Origin of the sequence: Rhodococcus sp. NJ-530 (assembly GCF_003860625.1) — a bacterium.
In the GTDB taxonomy this organism is placed as follows: domain Bacteria; phylum Actinomycetota; class Actinomycetes; order Mycobacteriales; family Mycobacteriaceae; genus Rhodococcus_F; species Rhodococcus_F qingshengii.
In genome coordinates, this window is record NZ_CP034152.1 from 4,882,181 (window position 1) to 4,900,460 (window position 18,280).

Genomic DNA, 18,280 nt, shown 5'->3' on the forward strand with positions numbered 1-18,280 from the left:
AACCTTTTGCAGATTTCGGTGAGATAAAGTCAGGCGGCGGAATAGGTCGAGGGTCCGCCGCGTTGAACAAACCCGTGACTCTTCCCGACACATCGACAGCACCCGAGGCCTCCGCGTTGCGCGGCCTCTTCGAGCCTTTCGAGGTCAAATCACTCTCGTTGCGTAACCGTTTCGCCATGGCCCCGATGACGCGCGCCTTCTCGCCGGACGGAATCCCCGGCGCCGACGTAGCCGAGTACTACCGTCGTCGCGCAGCAGGTGGTGTCGGCCTGATCATCACCGAAGGCACGTACATCCCGGACCCGGCAGCCGGCCCGCACACCCGCGTACCGCGCATCTACGGCGATTCGAGCCTGGGTGGCTGGAAGTCGGTTGTCGACGCCGTCCACGCCGAAGGCGGATCGATCATTCCTCAGCTGTGGCACCTCGGAGTCGAACGCGGCGAGAACTCGCGCCTGAACCCCGAGGTCGAAACCGTCAGCCCCTCCGGCCTGGCACTGGACGGAACCCGCCTGGGACGAGAATTCACCACCTCTGACCTCGGCGACTTGAAGCAGTCGTGGGTCGACGCCGCACTCAATGCGAAGAACACCGGCTTCGACGGTCTCGAGTTGCACGGAGCACATGGCTACCTGCTCGACGAATTTCTCTGGGCGGGAACCAATGTCCGAACCGACGGATACGGCGGATCACTCGAGGCCCGCACCCGTTTCCCGGCCGAGGTCGTCGCCGCAATCCGAGAGGCCGTCGGGGACGAGTTCGCGATCGTCTACCGATTCTCGCAGTGGAAGTCCGGCCATTACGACGCTCGTATCGCCCAGAGCCCGGCAGAACTCGGCCGCATCCTCGCTCCCCTGGTCGACGCCGGCGTCGACGTTCTGCATCCGTCCACGAGGCGTCATTGGGAACCGGCATTCGCTGAACTCGACGGTGAAGACGGCACACTCGGCCTCGCCGGTTGGACGAAGAAGCTGACCGGGTTGCCGACCATCACCGTCGGTTCGGTCGGACTCGATTCCGTGTTCACGACGGCATTCACCGGCGACGCTGCATCTGCTGTCACCGGACTGGAGCGTCTCGAAGCTCAGTACGAGAGGGGTGAATTCGACATGGTTGCCATCGGGCGCGCGCTGCTCGCCGATCCCGAGTGGGTCGAGAAGCTCCGCACCGGACGCGCGGACGAGCACATCGCATTCACCGCAGAACATCGCACACACCTGAACTGACCTCGCACGACAAAACGGCACTCCCGCAATTGTGGGAGTGCCGTTTGTGGGTCTGCCGGAAGTACTAGCTGCCGAGCGTGACCGGGTCGGGGCCGATGCGGCCGGCCGGGTCGTCGAGAGCACCGATCGCGTTGATCTGTTCCGGTGTCAGTTCGAATCCGAAGACATCGAAGTTGGCGGCGATACGTTCGGGGGTCACCGACTTCGGAATCACCACGTTTCCGATCTGCAGGTGCCAGCGAATAATCACCTGAGCCGCGGTGACGCCATGAGCGTCGGCGATAGCGGTGATGACGGGGTCGCCGAGAACGGTTCCCTGTCCGAGCGGGCTCCACGCTTCCGTCGCGATTCCCTTGCCGGTGTGGAAGGCGCGCAGTTCGGCTTGGTTGAACTTGGGGTGAAGCTCGATCTGGTTGAGGACCGGCACCTCACCGGTTTCACCGATGACACGCTCGAGGTTCTCGATGGTGAAGTTGGAGACACCGATGGATCGAACCCGTCCGTCGGCCTTGAGCTTCTGGAATGCCTTGAACGTCTCGACGTACAGGTCCTTGGACGGAACCGGCCAGTGGATCAGGTACAGGTCGAGGTACTCGAGACCCAACTTGTCGAGGCTGGCGTCGAATGCCGCAAGCGTCGAGTCGTAGCCTTGGTCGTCGTTCCACAGTTTTGTCGTGATGTAGAGGTCTTCGCGGGCGATGCCGGATTCGGCGATCGCGCGGCCGACGCCCACCTCGTTGCCGTAGATCTTGGCGGTGTCGATACTGCGGTAGCCGGTCTTCAGGGCTGTGGAGACGGCCTCCTGCGTCTCGTCGTCCGGAACCTGGAACACACCGAATCCGAGTGCGGGGATCGTCTTACCGTCGTTCAGAACAATGGTCGGTACAGAGGTCACATCGTTGGTCTCGGTCATATATGGATCCAACGCGCGAGGGCCGGGAGGCATTCCCCGCCGAACCTCCGGGCAGTGCCCTTGTACCGCCCGAAATGCCGGTCTACCTTGGAAGACAAGTATTGGAATCGCCTCGAGAAAAGAGAGAGCGATGAATCTTTCATATCGTCTCGCCTACAAGGTCGGTGTCACTCCGTGGGAGCACACCGGGCACGGGTTCGACGCTCAACTGTCCGGCCTTCTGGATGCGATTCCCGTCCCGGAAGGTGGCCGTGCACTCGATATCGGTTGCGGCACCGGACGCCATTCCATCGAGCTGGCGCAACGCGGTTGGCACGTCACCGGCGTCGACGCCGAACAGGAACCGCTGGACAAAGCGCGCATACACGCGCGTGAAGCACACGTCGACGTCCGGTTCCTCCACGAGGACGCGGCAGACCTGCACATTGCTGTCGACGGCGGGCACATGCTGGTGCTCGACATCGGCTGTTTTCACGGGCTCACCGATCATCAACGACGGGACTACGGGAGATCCGTAAACGCGATCACCGCACCGGGAGCGTCCATGGTGATGTTCGCATTCGGACCGGGGCACCGTTGGCCGATGCCACACGGCGTCTCGGAGGAGGACGTCATGCGTGCATTCGACGGTTGGTCGATGGCCTCGAGCATGGCCGCGGACGTGAGTGAATCGCCACTTCCGGTCCGTGCGGCACATCCGTGCTGGTATCACCTGGTCCGTGGCTGACTGCTGTGCGCCTTTATTAACCGCCCGCGGTTAATAAAGGCGCACAGCACCGGGGATACTTCTCAGGTGACTGCAACACTGCGCATCAGCGGCCTCTCTGCTTCCCGGGGAGAACGCACCCTGTTCTCCGACCTCGACCTCACCGTTGCCCCCGGCGACGTCATCGGCCTCGTCGGCGCGAACGGCGCCGGCAAGTCGACGCTTCTCACCGCACTGGCCGGAATCGGAACCGCCGACGTCGAGGGTTCGATCATCCTCAGCCCGCCGGATGCTGCGGTCGGTTACCTCGCGCAGGAACCCGATCGCATCGAGGGTGAGACCGTCCTCGAGTTCCTCGGCCGCCGCACCGGCGTCGCCCACGCCGAGGAAGTCATGAACGCCGCAGCCGAAACCCTGGCCGAAGCCGAAGAGGATCTGTACTCCCCGGCACTGGAACGCTGGCTCGCTCTCGGCGGCGCCGACCTGCTCGAGCGCGCCGAGAAGGTGGTCGAAGAACTCGGTCTCGGAGTTCCACTCGATGCACATATGACGGCATTGTCCGGCGGTCAGGCCGCGCGCGCCGGCCTCGCGTCACTGTTGCTTTCGCGCTACGACATTCTCTTGTTGGACGAGCCCACCAACGATCTCGACCTACGCGGTCTCGAGCAGTTGGAGCGATTTGTCGCCGAGACGCGCGCAGCACTGGTTGTCGTGAGCCACGATCGCGAGTTCCTCTCGCGCACCGTCACCGGAATCGTGGAACTCGATCTGGCACAACAGGACATCGCCGTGTACGACGGCGGCTACGAGTCGTACCTCGCCGAACGCGAGATCGCCCGCCAGCACGCACGCGAGGCGTTCGAGGAATACGCAGGCACCCGCTCCGATCTCGAAGATCGCGCACAGATGCAGCGCAACTGGATGGAACACGGCGTCCGCAACGCGCGTCGTAAAGCCAAGGACAACGACAAGATCGGACGCGGATTGCGGACCGAGTCGACGGAGAAGCAAGCCGCGAAAGCCCGCCAGACTCAACGCCGCATCGAGCGACTCGAAGTGGTCGAGGAACCGCGCAAGGAGTGGGAACTTCGTATGGAGATCGCGGCGGCGCCGCGGTCCGGATCCGTTGTCGCAACCACGAACGGCGCCAAGGTAACTCGCGGTCAGTTCACGTTCGGTCCGGTCACGACGCAGATCGACTGGGGCGATCGAATTCTCGTCACGGGCGCGAACGGGGCAGGCAAGACCACCCTCCTGAACGTCCTGCTCGGCAAACTCGTCCCGGACGAGGGCATCGCGTCGCTGGGTTCCGGTGTCGCGATCGGTGAGATCGATCAGGCGCGTGGATTGTTCGAAGGTGATCAACCAGTCGTGGAGGCCTTCGGTGCGCAGGTTCCGGACTGGCCCGATGCCGATGTCCGCACTCTCCTCGCCAAGTTCGGCCTGCGCGGACACCACGTACTCAGATCTGCCGCTTCCCTGTCCCCCGGCGAGAGAACAAGGGCTGCACTTGCTTTGCTCCAGGCTCGGGGCGTGAACCTACTGGTACTGGACGAGCCGACGAACCATCTCGACCTTCCGGCGATCGAACAGCTCGAGCAGGCAATGGAGTCGTTCGAGGGAACCCTCCTTCTGGTCACTCACGATCGACGCATGCTGCAGTCCACCCGAAGCACGCGCCGGTGGCGAATGGAGAACGGACAGCTCTTCGAGGAGTAGCCGATCGACTCTGCTTGCGCAGACAACCCGCGTGTGCAACTATTTATCAGGCGCACGCAATAGTTGCATGCGCGGCATAGGTGGCCCGCGGATGACATGATCCCCCGTCGAGCTGCCACATCCCAGTCCCGAAAGGCACTCTTCAATGTTGTCGATCCCCGACCGCACACTGACTCACGGAACCACCGGCGAGCCGATCACCATCCCGCAACTCGGGTACGGCGTTTTCCAGGTACCGGACGCGCAGACCGAAGAGGTCACTGCCACCGCTCTGGAGATCGGCTACCGCCACATCGACACGGCCGCGATCTACGGAAATGAAGCCGGGGTCGGCCGCGCCATCGCAGGTTCGGATATCCCTAGGTCAGAGCTGTTCGTCACCACCAAGCTGTGGAATGACGATCAGGGCCACGACCGAACACTCGCCGCTTTCGACACGAGCCTCGACAAGCTCGGACTCGACTACGTCGACCTGTATCTGATCCACTGGCCCGCGCCGGCAAAGGGCCTGTTCGTGGAAACGTGGGCCGCTTTCGAGGAGATCCTCGCCTCCGGCCGTGCCCGTGCGATCGGCGTGTCCAACTTCCTGCCCGAGCACCTCGAACTGCTGGCCGAGCACAGCTCGATCACCCCGGCCGTCAACCAGATCGAATTGCACCCCAGACTGCAACAGCACGCGTCACGGGAGTACGCGCGAAGTCGCGGCATCGAAATCGAGGCTTGGAGCCCATTGGGACAGGGAACCATCCTCGACGACCCGGCCATCGGGAAAATTGCTGCAGCACAAGGCAAGAGCCCGGCACAGATCATTCTGCGCTGGCATCTCGAACAGGGTCACACCGTTCTGTCGAAGTCGGTCACGCCTGCCCGCATGCGCGACAACGCCGCAATCTTCGACTTCACACTCGATGCCGACGAGTCAGCGGCCATCGCAGCGCTGAACACCGACAGCCGTGTCGGGCCTGATCCAGTCGAATTGAACTGAATCGAAACGGCTTCAAGAATTTTCGTGGGGAGTCAACGTCAGCAGCACAGAATCGACGGACTGCTCGGCCAGGAGCGCGTCCAGCGGTAAGTGACGGAACAACGCTCGGTAATAGATCGGCGACGCCAGCGCGTCCAGGACGAAGTCCAGGTCGAAGTCGCTCCGAATGTCGCCGCGTAGCCGCGCCGATTCCAGCACTGCCGCAGTGGAATCGCGTCGAGGCTGAAAGAATGCCGACTGGAAATCCCGCGCCAATTCCGGGTCCGCCGCCAGATCCGCGACCAACGCGGGCAGGATCCGACCGACTACCGTTTCACTCAGTCCCACAACCAATGTCGTGATGCCGGCGACCAGGTCTGCCCTGAGATCGCCGGTGTCCGGCGTTGGATCAGTGCCGATGTGCGCCACGACGACGTCCACCACCAGATGCCGCTTCGACGGCCATCTCCGGTAGATGGCGGGTCGATGCACGCCCGCTCTCGTCGCCACCGAACCGATCGACAGCTCCGCATATCCGTTCTCCCCCAACAACTCCAGGGTTGCCGCCAGAACGGCGTCGTCGATCCGCTCGTCGCGGGCGCGCACCATCTACAGCACCGGCCGCGGCATGAGCACCAGACGCCAGCCGTCGGGATCTTCGAAAGTCATCCCCGCATTCTCCTCCCAGTACGGATTCTCGGCGCCAACGGGTTCGTGCCCTGCTTCCCCCAACCTCTGAACTACCTCGTACATCGCCGACTCGCCGGCGAAGTAGAGCACCAACAGGTTGTCCTGCGTCGGCGCCGGGCACGGGCTTCCGTCTTCGTGGGTCGTGAATTCGAGGTGATAGTTCGAATCCGGCAGACCCAGCATGATTCCGTCGTACCCGGCATGACCGGAGAACCGGTAGAGCTCTGGCAATCCCAGACAGTCGCGATAGAACGTAATCACGTCGTCGAGCCTGTCGGTGGGTCGCGCTACGCGCACTTGCACTACTGCGAGGTCGTTCGGCCAAGTTGTCATTCCAAAACAGTACAGTACGTACCGTAATGTTTCGAGAAGATGGCTGCCAGCCTCCCGACGGCAGCTCGCTGCAACTACAAGCGATCATTCTCCGGAAACGCCGCCTTGGGCATGAACTTCGGCCTGGCGAACAGCACAGACAGTTTAGTGGGCTGCGACTCCACCGGGCGATCGGACCGGTACAGCAACGCCTGCTGCGGGGTACTCAACCATTCACTGGCGAAGATCTCACCGAGGCGCGAAACCGGCACGTGCGACCCGTCCTCGAGTCGAACGGTGACGTCCGCCCCGATATCCGACTGGCCGTACACGACCCACCACGATTCGCCTTCCACATCCCCCGGAGTGTGCTGCCCGATACCGATGACTGCACCCTTCTCCATCGGATCGCGCCAGACCGCGTCGCGCCCTTGCGGTCCCACGCAGTAGCTACCATCCTCGCGCACCTGCACGACCAGGCCGGACTTTTCGAGCACCAACTGTTCGACCACTATGCCAAGCCCCTTCCGTTGCCCGAACCTTATCCGCCGGCACGCCCCAGAAGCCGAACAATCGCGGTTCGTGTTGACAAACTGTTGGGTTTTTACAACACTTTGATGCATGAGCCCAGTCCGGCGGGGAGACGCGCTCCCCATCTTCAATCGCATCGGAGTGCTTCGCGCCGAGCGGAAGATGAGCCGGGCACAGCTTGCGCAACTCGTCGACGTGAATCCGCAGACGGTGGGGGCACTCGAACGCGGTGACCACTACCCCAGCCTGGATCTTGCATTCCGAATCTGCTGGGTGTTCGACCTCCCGGTGGAGGCGGTGTTCTCCCGGACGGAGTTCGGGCCGCTGTCGACGGAGGTCTACCGGAATGCACCGTCGACGGAGGTCTACCGATCTGACCGCACTACCGAGGGGAGTGAAAAGCCAAGTGCCTGAATCAAATCTGATCGACCGCTACCAGGCCCACCGCACTCGGCGGTTCCTGCAGAACGAGGAGACGTTCCGACATTGGCTCCCGAATTGGCGAACCCGTCGACGTCGGCGCGTACTCGTCGTCGCCCTGGCGGTCCTGTTCACCACGATGGTTGCCGTCAGCACAGCATGCCTGTTCAATCCGCTCTTCGCCGTGGCATGGCCGGTCCTCACCCTGCTGTTCCTGCCGACGTGGTCCTCACTTCAAATCGTGTCGGGCCGGCAAGGGGATGCTCCGCGGCAGGCGTTGGACGAATGGGAGATCCAGCAACGCAACGACGCTCGCTCCGTCGGGCTCAGCGTGACCCAAACGTTGGTCTTCATTGTCGCCATTTTCCTCATTTTCACCTCGTCGGTGCAGTGGAATGTAGAGAGGCTGCCTTACACGGGAGGTTTATTGGCACTGACTGCAATGCTGATCGGCGCGTGCACGCCCGCGATGATTCTCTCGTGGACCAATCCAGACCCGGATCCGATTGATTCGGAAGAGTTCGATCTCTGACCCGTATTACCGAAGCGCACCACTCGACCGATGGGAAGGACCCATGTCAGCCACCCTCACGATCGACGGCATCTCGAAACGCTACGGCGACGTCGTCGCACTCGACAACCTGAGTTTCGAAGTGCGCCCAGGCGAGATCTTCGGATTCGTCGGCAGCAACGGCGCCGGCAAGACGACCACGATGCGCATTGCGCTGGGTGTGCTCGGAGCAGATTCGGGAGAAGTTCGCCTCGGCGGCAAACCCATCGACCTCGACGTGCGTCGCACTATCGGATACATGCCGGAGGAACGCGGCCTCTACCCCAAGATGAAGGTGGGAGCGCAACTTTCCTATCTGGCCGAGCTACACGGACTCTCGAAGGCCGACGCGCACGCGGCCACTGAGCGGTGGACCGAACGTCTGGGCATCGCCGAACGCGTCAAGGACACCGTCGATTCCCTGTCCCTCGGTAATCAGCAACGTGTGCAGCTCGCGGCGGCGCTGGTTCACGACCCATCGGTACTCGTTCTGGACGAACCGTTTTCGGGCCTTGACCCCGTAGCGGTCGATGTCATGAGTGACGTGTTGGTCGAGAAGGCTCGCACCGGTGTTCCCGTAATCTTCTCCAGCCATCAGCTGGATCTGGTGGAGCGCCTGTGCGATCGCGTGGGCATCATCAGCCGCGGCAGCATGCGAGAGATCGGAACCGTCGACGAGCTACGAGGCAAGGGCGACGGCCGAATCGAAGTCTTCGCCCCTGACGCGCCGGTCGGTTGGGCACACCATCTGATCGGTGTCACCACACTGAGCCACCTCGACGGTCGAACGCTCCTGAGCGTCGACGGCACGGCCGACGATCAGCAGATCCTGCATGCAGCATTGAAAACCGGACCGGTGCACGAGTTCACGCTACGACGTCCGTCACTGACCGATCTGTTCCGAGAGGTAGTAGCCGCATGAGCAACCAGTTGAGCGGAGGTCGAGCCATCGGGTTGGTCGCCCGACGCGAATTCATGACGCAGATCTCGAAGAAGAGTTTTGTGATCAGCAACGTCATCATTCTGGTCGCGATCATCGGCGGCATCATCGCCTTCTCGCTCTTCTCCGGCGGCGACGAGGACAAGTCGAAGATCGGCTTGGTCGGCAACCAATCACTCAGTGCCACGATGGTGTCCATCGGCGACACCCTCGGAAATCCGGTGACGGTAACGGAGGTTTCCGACGACGGCACCGCGCGTGATCAAGTCAAGGACGGCGACCTCGACGTGGCCGTGATCGCTGGATCGGGCGGCGGCGTCACTGTCGTGACCAAGAAGGAAGTAGCCACGAATCTGCGGGCCGTCATCGAGAGTTCCGTTGCACAGCAGGCACAATCGAATGCGCTTTCCGCTGCGGGGATCGACCCGGCTCAGCTCGCCGAAGCCACGTCCACCGCAGTGGTCACCATCGATGCCATCGATCCCCCGGATCCCGAACAGGGCCAACGTATAGCGATGTCGATCGCTGCTGTGGTGCTCCTGTACATGCAGATCCTGTTGTTCGGAACGTACGTGGCGATGGGCGTCGTCGAGGAGAAGTCCAGCCGTGTCGTCGAGTTGCTGCTCTCCACTCTCCGTCCACTGCAGTTGTTGTGGGGCAAGGTTCTCGGAATCGGTGCTGTCGGCCTGATGCAGATGGCTGCCTATGCCGTCGCGGGCGTCGCCACCGGACTGGCGACGGGCGTCCTGACCGTGACGGGCACCGCAATCGGCGTTCTGTTCGGCACTCTCGGGTGGTTCATTCTCGGCTTCCTCTTCTTCGCCGTGCTGTACGCCGCGGCCGGGTCTATGGTCTCGCGACAGGAGGACGTCAACGCCACCGCGATGCCTCTCGCGCTGCTCGTCATGGCAATGGTCAGCGTGGCTTTCGTTTCGGTGAGCAATCCAGAAGGAACCCTGAGCAACGTGTTGAGTTGGATTCCGCCGTTCTCGGCAATCCTCATGCCCCTGCGCATTTCCGCCGGTGTTGCTTCTCCGTTCCAGATCGTGGGAACGATTCTGCTGATGCTGGTGGTGACCGCTGCGCTGTCGATGATCGCGGCAAAGATCTACCAGCGCTCCATCCTTCGCATCGGCAAGGTCGTTTCGTGGAAAGAGGCGTTCGGACGCTGATTTATCCGGCGCACAACTGACGCCACACGATCACGGCAGCACCCCGCCCAGGTAGGTTCATCCTGGACGGGGTGCTGCTTACTTGGAGGACGTTGTGCGAATCTCGGCCGAAGAACTACTCACTGCGGTACTCGATCCCGAGAGCTTCGTCTCCTGGGACTCCCCGCCCGTCGACGTCGGACCTGGCGCGAAATACGCGGAAGACCTGGCGAAGGCCCGCGAGAAGAGCGGAGTTGACGAGTCCGTCGTCACAGGTGTCGGTACCGTTCGGGGACGTCGGGTCGCGGTAATTGCCTGTGAATTCAGCTTTCTCGCCGGTTCGATCGGAGTTGCTGCAGCCGAGCGGATCGTGACCGCCGTCGAACGTGCTACGGCAGAACAACTCCCGCTGCTGGCCTCGCCAACCTCCGGCGGAACGCGGATGCAGGAGGGCACCGTGGCGTTCGTTCAGATGGTGAAGATCGCTGCGGCAGTGGCTGTTCACAAAGCGGCCCACCTGCCCTACCTGGTTTACCTGCGCAATCCCACCACCGGCGGGGTCTTTGCCTCGTGGGGATCCCTCGGCCACATCACCGTCGCGGAGCCGGGCGCTCTGGTGGGTTTCCTCGGACCTCGTGTTTACGAATCGCTGTACGGCGAAAAGTTTCCCGACGGTATCCAGACGTCCGAAAACTTGTATCGCAACGGCGTTATCGACGGCGTCGTCCCCGTCGACCGCCTCCGTCTGCTGGTCAATCGAGCGTTGTGCGTGCTCACCGATCCCCCGGCCCCGGCGGCCACGGACCCGATTCCCTCACCCGAGATTCCCGATGTTCCCGCCTGGCAGTCGGTGATGCTCTCGCGCCGGGCCGATCGACCCGGCATTCGGCAGTTGCTCCGCCATGCAGCGACCGAACAGGTACCGCTCAGCGGCACCGGGCAGGGTGAAACCGACAAGACGATCTTGCTCTCGCTCGCCCGCTTCCGAGGCTTTCCGTGCATCCTGCTCGGCCAGGACCGCAGTGGCCAATCCGCGCTCACCACGATGGGACCGGCCGCGCTCAGGGAAGCGCGACGGGGCATGAAACTTGCCGAAGAACTACAACTCCCACTTGTCCTAGTGATCGACACTTTGGGCGCGTCGCTGTCCAAAGAAGCTGAAGAACGTGGACTGGCCCCTGAGATCGCCCGTTGCATCGCCGACCTCGTGACGCTGAAGACCCCGACAGTGTCGGTGTTGCTCGGCCAGGGAACAGGCGGTGGGGCTCTCGCGCTGCTGCCCGCCGATCGGGTACTCGCGGCACAGAACGGGTGGCTCGCTCCCCTGCCACCGGAAGGCGCAAGCGCGATCGTCCATCGCGACATCAGTCACGCACCGGAGATGGCGGCAGCGCAGGGCATTCGTTCGTTGGATCTGCTTCGAGACGGCGTGATCGACGCGATCATTCCCGAAACGCCTGACGCGGCCGATGAACCCGTGGAATTCTCCAAGAGGGTAGGGGCTGCGATAGCGCACGAACTCTTCGTGCTTGCCGAAGAGTCGGACACCGATCGCCAGTCCTCCCGTATCGCGCGCTATCGAAACCTGGGAGTTCCGCAATGACGACGAAGGACCGGAATGCGCTGACGCTGCCGCACAGTTACGACCGCGCGGCACTGGCTCGTTTCGAATTGTTCCTGTTCGCGGGCATCGCCACCGTGCTGATCACCCGCGCTTATCTGGCGGCAACGGGCTATCCCCAGATCGGGGGCGGCGCCCTCCACATCGCACACGTTCTCTGGGGCGGATTGCTGATGGCCGTAGCCATCGTGGCGACCGCCATCACCGAAGGTTCTCGCACGCGTGACCTGGCCACGCTCGTCGGCGGAATCGGGTTCGGTCTCTTCATTGACGAGGTCGGAAAATTCGTCACCGCCGACGTCGATTACTTCTACCAGCCTGCCATCGCGATCATGTACGTCGTCTTCGTTCTCTTCTATCTTGCCGCGCGCGAGGTGGTGATTCGGCGCGGAATGAATGATCGTCATCGGCTCGCCATCGGGGCGCGAGCGCTCTCGGACCTCGCTCTCGGTCAGCTCGACGAGATCCAGTACAACCACGCCCTCCGCGTACTCGACGGCGTCGAAGACCGCAGCCTCACCGACCTCGTCGATTCGATCAAAGCCGGCCTGCATTCACAGACTCCGCCGACCGGCGGTATCGAATCGAAGATCACTCGTGGCCGCAACGCGTTCTTCCACCGTGCCGAGGAACTGCTCCGGCACCGGGTCGTCCGCCGACTGGTACTGACCCTGTTCGTACTGCAGGCTCTTCTGGCGATTGTCCAGGTGATCTACGCGTTGGTTTCCGAGAACGTCGTCGAGGCCGACGACGTCTCCGACCTGGTGGTCCAGATCTCCACCGTCGCAACCGGAGTTCTTGTGGTTCTGGGAGTGTGGTTCCTCTTCCGCGGTCCGTACCTGCGAGCCCTGAGACTCCTGCGTGCATCCCTCATCGTGAGCCTCCTGGTGACGCAGGTTTATCTGTTCACGCAGGACCAGTTCGGCGCGCTTTTCGGTTTCGCAGTGTCGCTGTTCATGCTCGCGACTCTTCGCATCGCGATTCGTAGCGAAGAGGCCGCCGCGGCTCTACCGCAGTGAGATCGCAGGCCGACTCGGTAGATCGCGGATTCCGCGGAGGGGGCTGAAGAGCAAGACCAATCCGCACGGCGCGATCAGGCAGGCCATGATCCACATCGTCCCGCGCGGTCCCACTGCGTCGCCGAGATAGCCTGCCGTCAGCGCACCGAGCGGAATGCTGCTGTGCAGCAGGCACATACTCGTTGCCACCACTCGTCCGAGGCGGTCCGGCGGACAGTAACTTTGACGGAAACTGCCGAGCACCACGTTGCACGACACGACGCCCGCAACCATCACCATTCCGCCGATGCAGAACCAGAACAGGCCGGCACCGTACGTCGTCAGAGGTGCTAACAGGATGAACGGTCCCGTCACCAACTGACAGATGAGGACGCTTCGGGCAGTGCCGAATCTGCGGCCGAGCGGGCGCGCGATCATCGATCCGACAATTCCGCCCACCCCGGCAATCGCCAGGAGAAGCCCGAGTCCGAACTCCCCCACGCCAACCGTCTTTTCCAGGAACACGATCTGGATCGTGGAGTACCCGGTGAGACCGAAATTGAGCAGAGTGCCGTAGACGACGATCGACCGCAGATACGGATCACCGGCGACGAATCGCAGTCCGAGCGCAATCTGCCGTCGCAACGGTTCTCGCTGATTCTGTCCGCGATGGACGGTCTCCTGCACACGAATCAGCCAAATGCATACAAAGCAGAAGGCGAACGTGAACGCGTCGACAACCAGACCGGCCGCGAGCCCGACAGTTGCAACCACCAGCCCACCGACGCTTGGGCCGATCACCCGAGTTGCGGCCTCGGCGCCCTGAATCTTCGAGTTCCCTTCGACAAGATCCGCTTCGGCGAGCACCGTGGGGAGATACGAGTGATAGGCCGCCTGGAAGAAGACGGTGGCTGTACCGGTGAGCAGCGCGACCAGGAGCAGGTGGCCGTATGTCATCGCCTCCAGGAAGCCGGCGATCGCGAGGCTCGCGAAGAACAGCGCGCACGCAGCGTTCGCGATCATCATGATCGGACGCCGAGGCAGCCGGTCGATCCAGGCACCGGCTGGTAGTCCGACGATCAACCACGGCAACCACACTGCCGATGCCAGCACACCGATCTGAAAGCTACTCGCGTCCAGTTCGCGAAGCGCGATCAGCGGCAGTACGACGGTCGTGACACCGTTTCCGATACCGCTGACTGCGTCGCCGGTCCACAGAAGTCGGAAGTCACGCAGAGCGAGGACTCCCCAGAAGCCTGCGCGTTGCGCTGCACCTGTCACATCGATCCCCCCTTTCAGTCCCTGCCCTATCCCACCCCTGCGCGCCACTGGCCGACGGGACAGGCCCGCCCGGCGCAAAGGGACGGTACCCGCACCGCTACTGAGGCGCACCGCACTGACGGTGACCTAAGGTGTTTCAGGTCACCGGTAAGCGAAGTTCACGAGAGGACACACGTCGATGAGCTCTTCCGAGCAGGCGTCCCACACCACGTATGCCGACGCATATCGCGAGAGCATGGATCAGCCGGAGAAGTTCTGGCTCGACGCTGCGCGGGCCGTCGACTGGGATGTCGCCCCCACCAAGGCTCTCGACGACTCTGCCGCGCCGATCTATCGCTGGTTCCCGGATGCTTCGCTCAACACCAGCTTCAATGCCCTCGATCGGCACGTCCGCGACGGCCGCGGCGATCAGACCGCGTTGATCTTCGACTCCGCGATGGTACCCACCAAAGCCACGTACACCTACGCCGAATTGCTCGAGCAGGTCTCACTCTTCGCCGGCGTCTTGAAAGATCAGGGTGTGGTGGCGGGCGACCGCGTGATCATCTACATGCCGATGATCCCCGAGGCTGCGATCGCGATGCTCGCGTGTGCGCGAATCGGCGCTGTGCATTCGGTGGTGTTCGGCGGCTTTGCGGCCAAGGAGCTCGCAACGCGAATCGACGACGCCGGTCCAGTGGTGCTCGTGACGGCGTCCGGCGGCCTCGAACCCGGACGAACAATCGAGTACCTGCCGATGGTCGAGAAGGCTCTGCAACTGTCCGCCACTCCCGCGCACACCGTGATCGTGAAGAATCGCGAGCAGATTCCCGGTGCAGCTTCCGACTACAAGTCAAGTGCCGCAGCCTGGTTCGACTGGGACGAGCTGATCGCCGACGCCACCCCGGCCGACCCGGTGTCGGTCGCCGCGACGGATCCGCTCTACATCCTCTACACCTCGGGAACGACCGGTAAGCCCAAGGGCGTCGTCCGGGACAACGGTGGCCATGCCGTTGCGCTGACGTGGACCATGAAGAATCTGTACGACATCAGCCCAGGACAGGTGTGGTGGACCGCCTCCGACGTCGGCTGGGTGGTCGGCCACTCCTACATCGTCTACGGACCGTTGCTCGCCGGAGCCACGACGGTCATGTACGAAGGCAAGCCCGTCGGCACCCCCGACGCCGGTGCGTTCTGGCGCATCATTTCCGAATACAACGTGTCGGCACTCTTCACCGCTCCGACAGCGATCCGCGCGGTCCGCAAGGCCGACCCGGACGCAAAAGAGCTTGCCAAGTACGACATCTCGTCGCTCGACACACTGTTCGCGGCCGGCGAGCGCTTGGATCCCGACACCTACGAGTGGGCTACTCGGATTCTCGATCGCCCGGTGGTCGATCACTGGTGGCAGACCGAAACCGGTTGGGCCATCTGCGCGAACCTGCGCGGCCTCGAACCGATGGAGATCAAAGCGGGCTCACCCACCGTCGCCTGCCCCGGATACCGCGCCGAAATCGTCGACGGCAAGGGCGAACTCGTGGGTCCGGGCACCGAGGGCAACATCGTGATCGGCCTGCCGCTTCCTCCCGGAACACTCGCCGGACTGTGGCGTGACGAGGACCGGTACGTGAAGTCCTACCTGTCGACTTTCGAAGGGTATTACCTCACCGGCGACTCCGGGTACATCGACGAGGACAACTACGTCTTCGTGCTCGGACGAAGTGACGACGTGATCAACGTTGCCGGACATCGCCTTTCGACCGGAAGCATGGAGGCCGTCGTCGCCGGCCACCCGGCTGTCGCCGAATGCGCGGTCATCGGCATTCACGACGAACTCAAGGGGCAACGGCCGAGCGGTTACGTCGTGCTCAAGTCCGGCGTCGACATCGATCCCGAAACACTCCGACAGGAACTGGTCGCGCGGGTGCGAGACCAGATCGGTGCCGTCGCCACGTTCCGGGACGTCACCGTCGTCGCCGCACTACCGAAGACTCGTTCCGGCAAGATCCTCCGCAAGACCATGCGGCAGATCGCCGACAACGAGGAGTACACGGTCCCGTCGACCATCGAGGACGCGAGCGTATTGGACGAGTTGTCCAAACTCCTTCGCGGATAAGGATTCAGCGAATTCCCCTGTCCCTCTGCCTCCGGACGTAGCAGTATGAACACGTTCCAGTTTCGGCGATTCACACGGACAGGGGAAGTTCGATGGGCAATTTGGACGGTCAGGTCGCATTCATCACCGGAGCGGCGCGTGGTCAAGGGCGCGCGCATGCCGTCAAGCTCGCGTCCGAGGGCGCGGACATCATCGCGGTGGATCTCTGCGCGCCGGTCGCAACGGCGGGGTACGACATGGCCACCGAAGCCGACCTCGCCCAGACCGTCGCCCTGGTCGAAGCTCAGGGCCGGCGTATCGTCGCATCCGTCGCGGACACTCGCGACCTCGATGCCCTGAAATCAGCGGTCGACGCCGGAGTCGAGAAACTCGGCCGACTGGACATCGTGATCGCCAACGCGGGAATCGCGGCGTCGGCGAAATTGTCCTGGGACCTGAGCGCCGAAGAGTTCCGCGAGCTGATGGACATCAACGTCACCGGCGTCTGGTTGACGACCAAGGTGTCGATTCCGCACATCATGAACGGCAATCGAGGTGGATCCATTGTGTTGATCAGCTCGATGGCCGGGCTTCGAGGCGTGCCGGGGATTGCACATTACTCCGCGTCCAAGCACGCCGTTCGGGGGTTGGCGAAGTCTCTGGCCAACGAACTCGGCTGGGCAGACATCCGAGTCAACTCCGTACACCCGGGCAATGTGCGAACGACGATGATCGACAACGAACCGATGGTTCGTGCGTTCCGTCCAGACTTGGAGAATCCTGTCCTCGCCGATACCGCTCCGATCATGTCGAAGCTGAATCTGCTGCCCCACCCGTGGGTCGACCCCGAAGTGATTGCGGATGCGGTGTTCTATCTGGTGGGGCCGGCCGGGCGCGGGATCACCGGCATCGCGTTGCCGATCGATCTCGGCACCTCGGAAAAATTCGCCGGCGGCTGAAGGCCCGAACTGATGCAGAATTGCCTCTGCCGGATGGGTCTCGAGCACCATCCGGCAGAGGCAATTCCGGCTTGATCAAGCCTTCGTAGCAACAGAACAAGTAGTCGACAACCTCATAGGCGCTCCTCGTCTGGTGTGGGAAAAACCGTTGTGGGATGCGCAACAAACCCAAGACCCAGCGTAGAAGCATTTGGCCGCAAACGCGCGTCATTCGGCACTATTTTTTTGGATTCGGGCATACTGGACAACGCTCCCACCACGTATTATGGACCCGAGTTCACACTTACAGGGGGTAGGCACAGTGACGGTCAAATACGCCGTAATGGACCCGATTCACGGAAAAGTCGAGATCTCGTTCGATGTCGACACGGGGGTCGTCGACGTCCGAAACGGCAACTCACACGCTCTGTTGACGCGTCGAGTCGATGCCCCGCGCCGTGAAGGCACACCCATCGGAACGCGCGCCGCCGCCGACTTGTTCTTCACTGTCGGTGGCGACGAAGTCGAACTCACTGTCGGCAAAGGGTTTCTGTCCCGTCGCTCGTACTCTGTCTCGGCACTCGTCTACGGCGTGAGTTTGAACTTCGCCCCAGTCGACGACGCGAACAGTGCATTCACCCGCGAGGGATTGCGGATCGGGCACTTCTCCAAGAACGAGGAATCCGATCCCAGACAGACCGACGCAGTCTGGTCGAGCACGCCGAGCACCGACGAACTTGTCATCGGTTACGCCCTGGCCGAAGCCTTCGATTGCGGAGCACTCAACGGTGCTTTTGCGTTGATCGAATCACTGGTGCTCGGCGGCGGATAGAGACCACTCAAAGCAGGTGGATTACCAGCAGAACAACGGCAATAGCTGGGAAAAGCATCTGCACGACGGCTGCGCGGGCTTTGTCGGGAGACGAGAGAATCAGCACCAATCCCGCGGCAACCATCGATCCTGCGCCTGCCAGGACGAGGGCAATTCCGACCGACGCGGAGCCGGTCGCCGCAATCACGATGCCGACCGCCGACACGATCGCCAAGAAAAGGTTGTAAAAGCCCTGGTTGAAGGCGAGCGGCTGCGTGGCGATCGCCTCTTCCTCGGACTTCACGCCGAACGTGGCGCGGGTCTTCGGGGCCGTCCAGAGAATCGATTCGAGGACAAAAATGTACACGTGCACTGCTGCGGCCAGTCCCGCGAAGATGTAGCCGGCGACATTCATCGGTGAACTCCTGTTGCTTC

General features: G+C 62.6%; 19 protein-coding genes. 13 read left to right on the forward strand and 6 right to left on the reverse strand.

Going from position 1 to position 18,280, the window contains the following annotated elements; all coding sequences use genetic code 11:
- Window positions 1-74: 74 nt before the first annotated feature.
- Complete coding sequence (locus EHW12_RS22605) at window positions 75-1,226, forward strand: NADH:flavin oxidoreductase (RefSeq protein ID WP_125051796.1); 1,152 nt, start codon at window positions 75-77, stop codon at window positions 1,224-1,226.
- A gap of 64 nt (window positions 1,227-1,290) precedes the next feature.
- Here EHW12_RS22605 and EHW12_RS22610 read toward each other — a convergent pair whose 3' ends face one another.
- Window positions 1,291-2,139, reverse strand: a complete 849-nt coding sequence (locus EHW12_RS22610) for an aldo/keto reductase (protein WP_037128502.1) — start codon at window positions 2,137-2,139, stop codon at window positions 1,291-1,293.
- Between the two features lie 130 nt (window positions 2,140-2,269).
- Here EHW12_RS22610 and EHW12_RS22615 point away from each other — a divergent pair, with 130 nt between their 5' ends.
- The 3 genes from EHW12_RS22615 (at window position 2,270) to EHW12_RS22625 (ending at window position 5,549) form a co-directional block, all read left to right on the forward strand.
- Entirely contained in the window at window positions 2,270-2,866 is a 597-nt protein-coding gene (locus EHW12_RS22615) for a class I SAM-dependent methyltransferase (protein ID WP_030535396.1), read from the forward strand.
- A gap of 66 nt (window positions 2,867-2,932) precedes the next feature.
- Window positions 2,933-4,564: an ABC-F family ATP-binding cassette domain-containing protein gene (locus EHW12_RS22620; RefSeq protein WP_030535395.1), complete on the forward strand. Its 1,632-nt coding sequence runs from the start codon at window positions 2,933-2,935 to the stop codon at window positions 4,562-4,564.
- A 145-nt stretch (window positions 4,565-4,709) separates the two neighbouring features.
- Entirely contained in the window at window positions 4,710-5,549 is an 840-nt protein-coding gene (locus EHW12_RS22625) for an aldo/keto reductase (protein WP_125051798.1), read from the forward strand.
- A gap of 12 nt (window positions 5,550-5,561) precedes the next feature.
- Here the strand turns inward: EHW12_RS22625 and EHW12_RS22630 are convergent, their stop codons facing one another.
- The 3 genes from EHW12_RS22630 to EHW12_RS22640 form a co-directional block, all read right to left on the reverse strand.
- Window positions 5,562-6,137, reverse strand: a complete 576-nt coding sequence (locus EHW12_RS22630; protein ID WP_007733408.1) for a TetR/AcrR family transcriptional regulator — start codon at window positions 6,135-6,137, stop codon at window positions 5,562-5,564.
- Window positions 6,138-6,551: a VOC family protein gene (locus EHW12_RS22635; protein ID WP_042451168.1), complete on the reverse strand. Its 414-nt coding sequence runs from the start codon at window positions 6,549-6,551 to the stop codon at window positions 6,138-6,140.
- Between the two features lie 74 nt (window positions 6,552-6,625).
- Window positions 6,626-7,042: a hypothetical protein gene (locus EHW12_RS22640; RefSeq protein WP_230691721.1), complete on the reverse strand. Its 417-nt coding sequence runs from the start codon at window positions 7,040-7,042 to the stop codon at window positions 6,626-6,628.
- A 109-nt stretch (window positions 7,043-7,151) separates the two neighbouring features.
- On the opposite strand from EHW12_RS22640, the gene EHW12_RS22645 reads away from it, so the two are divergent.
- From EHW12_RS22645 to EHW12_RS22670, 6 genes are all read left to right on the forward strand, one after another.
- Window positions 7,152-7,475 carry a helix-turn-helix transcriptional regulator gene (locus EHW12_RS22645; protein WP_003940147.1) on the forward strand — a complete coding sequence of 108 codons (324 nt, stop codon included), beginning with the start codon at window positions 7,152-7,154 and terminating at the stop codon, window positions 7,473-7,475.
- Entirely contained in the window at window positions 7,468-8,013 is a 546-nt protein-coding gene (locus EHW12_RS22650; protein WP_003939943.1) for a hypothetical protein, read from the forward strand. The genes EHW12_RS22645 and EHW12_RS22650 overlap by 8 nt, the downstream gene beginning before the upstream one ends.
- A 43-nt stretch (window positions 8,014-8,056) precedes the next feature.
- Complete coding sequence (locus EHW12_RS22655) at window positions 8,057-8,953, forward strand: ATP-binding cassette domain-containing protein (protein ID WP_125051800.1); 897 nt, start codon at window positions 8,057-8,059, stop codon at window positions 8,951-8,953.
- Window positions 8,950-10,143 carry an ABC transporter permease gene (locus EHW12_RS22660; protein WP_007733417.1) on the forward strand — a complete coding sequence of 398 codons (1,194 nt, stop codon included), beginning with the start codon at window positions 8,950-8,952 and terminating at the stop codon, window positions 10,141-10,143. Before EHW12_RS22655 ends, EHW12_RS22660 begins: the two co-directional genes overlap by 4 nt.
- A 94-nt stretch (window positions 10,144-10,237) precedes the next feature.
- Entirely contained in the window at window positions 10,238-11,725 is a 1,488-nt protein-coding gene (locus EHW12_RS22665) for a carboxyl transferase domain-containing protein (protein WP_003940141.1), read from the forward strand.
- Window positions 11,722-12,762 carry a hypothetical protein gene (locus EHW12_RS22670; RefSeq protein ID WP_020908745.1) on the forward strand — a complete coding sequence of 347 codons (1,041 nt, stop codon included), beginning with the start codon at window positions 11,722-11,724 and terminating at the stop codon, window positions 12,760-12,762. Before EHW12_RS22665 ends, EHW12_RS22670 begins: the two co-directional genes overlap by 4 nt.
- On the opposite strand, the gene EHW12_RS22675 is transcribed toward EHW12_RS22670, so the two are convergent.
- Window positions 12,751-14,022: an MFS transporter gene (locus EHW12_RS22675; RefSeq protein ID WP_125051802.1), complete on the reverse strand. Its 1,272-nt coding sequence runs from the start codon at window positions 14,020-14,022 to the stop codon at window positions 12,751-12,753. The genes EHW12_RS22670 and EHW12_RS22675 overlap by 12 nt on opposite strands.
- A 178-nt stretch (window positions 14,023-14,200) precedes the next feature.
- Here EHW12_RS22675 and EHW12_RS22680 point away from each other — a divergent pair, with 178 nt between their 5' ends.
- The 3 genes from EHW12_RS22680 (at window position 14,201) to EHW12_RS22690 (ending at window position 17,866) form a co-directional block, all read left to right on the forward strand.
- The gene (locus EHW12_RS22680) at window positions 14,201-16,117 is read left to right on the forward strand and encodes a propionyl-CoA synthetase (protein ID WP_125051804.1); all 1,917 of its coding nucleotides are present in this window, start codon (window positions 14,201-14,203) and stop codon (window positions 16,115-16,117) included.
- Window positions 16,118-16,209: 92 nt separating this feature from the next.
- Window positions 16,210-17,055, forward strand: a complete 846-nt coding sequence (locus EHW12_RS22685; protein ID WP_020970454.1) for a mycofactocin-coupled SDR family oxidoreductase — start codon at window positions 16,210-16,212, stop codon at window positions 17,053-17,055.
- 301 nt (window positions 17,056-17,356) lie between these two features.
- Entirely contained in the window at window positions 17,357-17,866 is a 510-nt protein-coding gene (locus EHW12_RS22690) for a hypothetical protein (protein ID WP_228401249.1), read from the forward strand.
- Window positions 17,867-17,873: 7 nt separating this feature from the next.
- Here the strand turns inward: EHW12_RS22690 and EHW12_RS22695 are convergent, their stop codons facing one another.
- Window positions 17,874-18,260 carry a DUF1304 domain-containing protein gene (locus EHW12_RS22695; RefSeq protein WP_064443858.1) on the reverse strand — a complete coding sequence of 129 codons (387 nt, stop codon included), beginning with the start codon at window positions 18,258-18,260 and terminating at the stop codon, window positions 17,874-17,876.
- Between the last annotated feature and the right edge of the window lie 20 nt (window positions 18,261-18,280).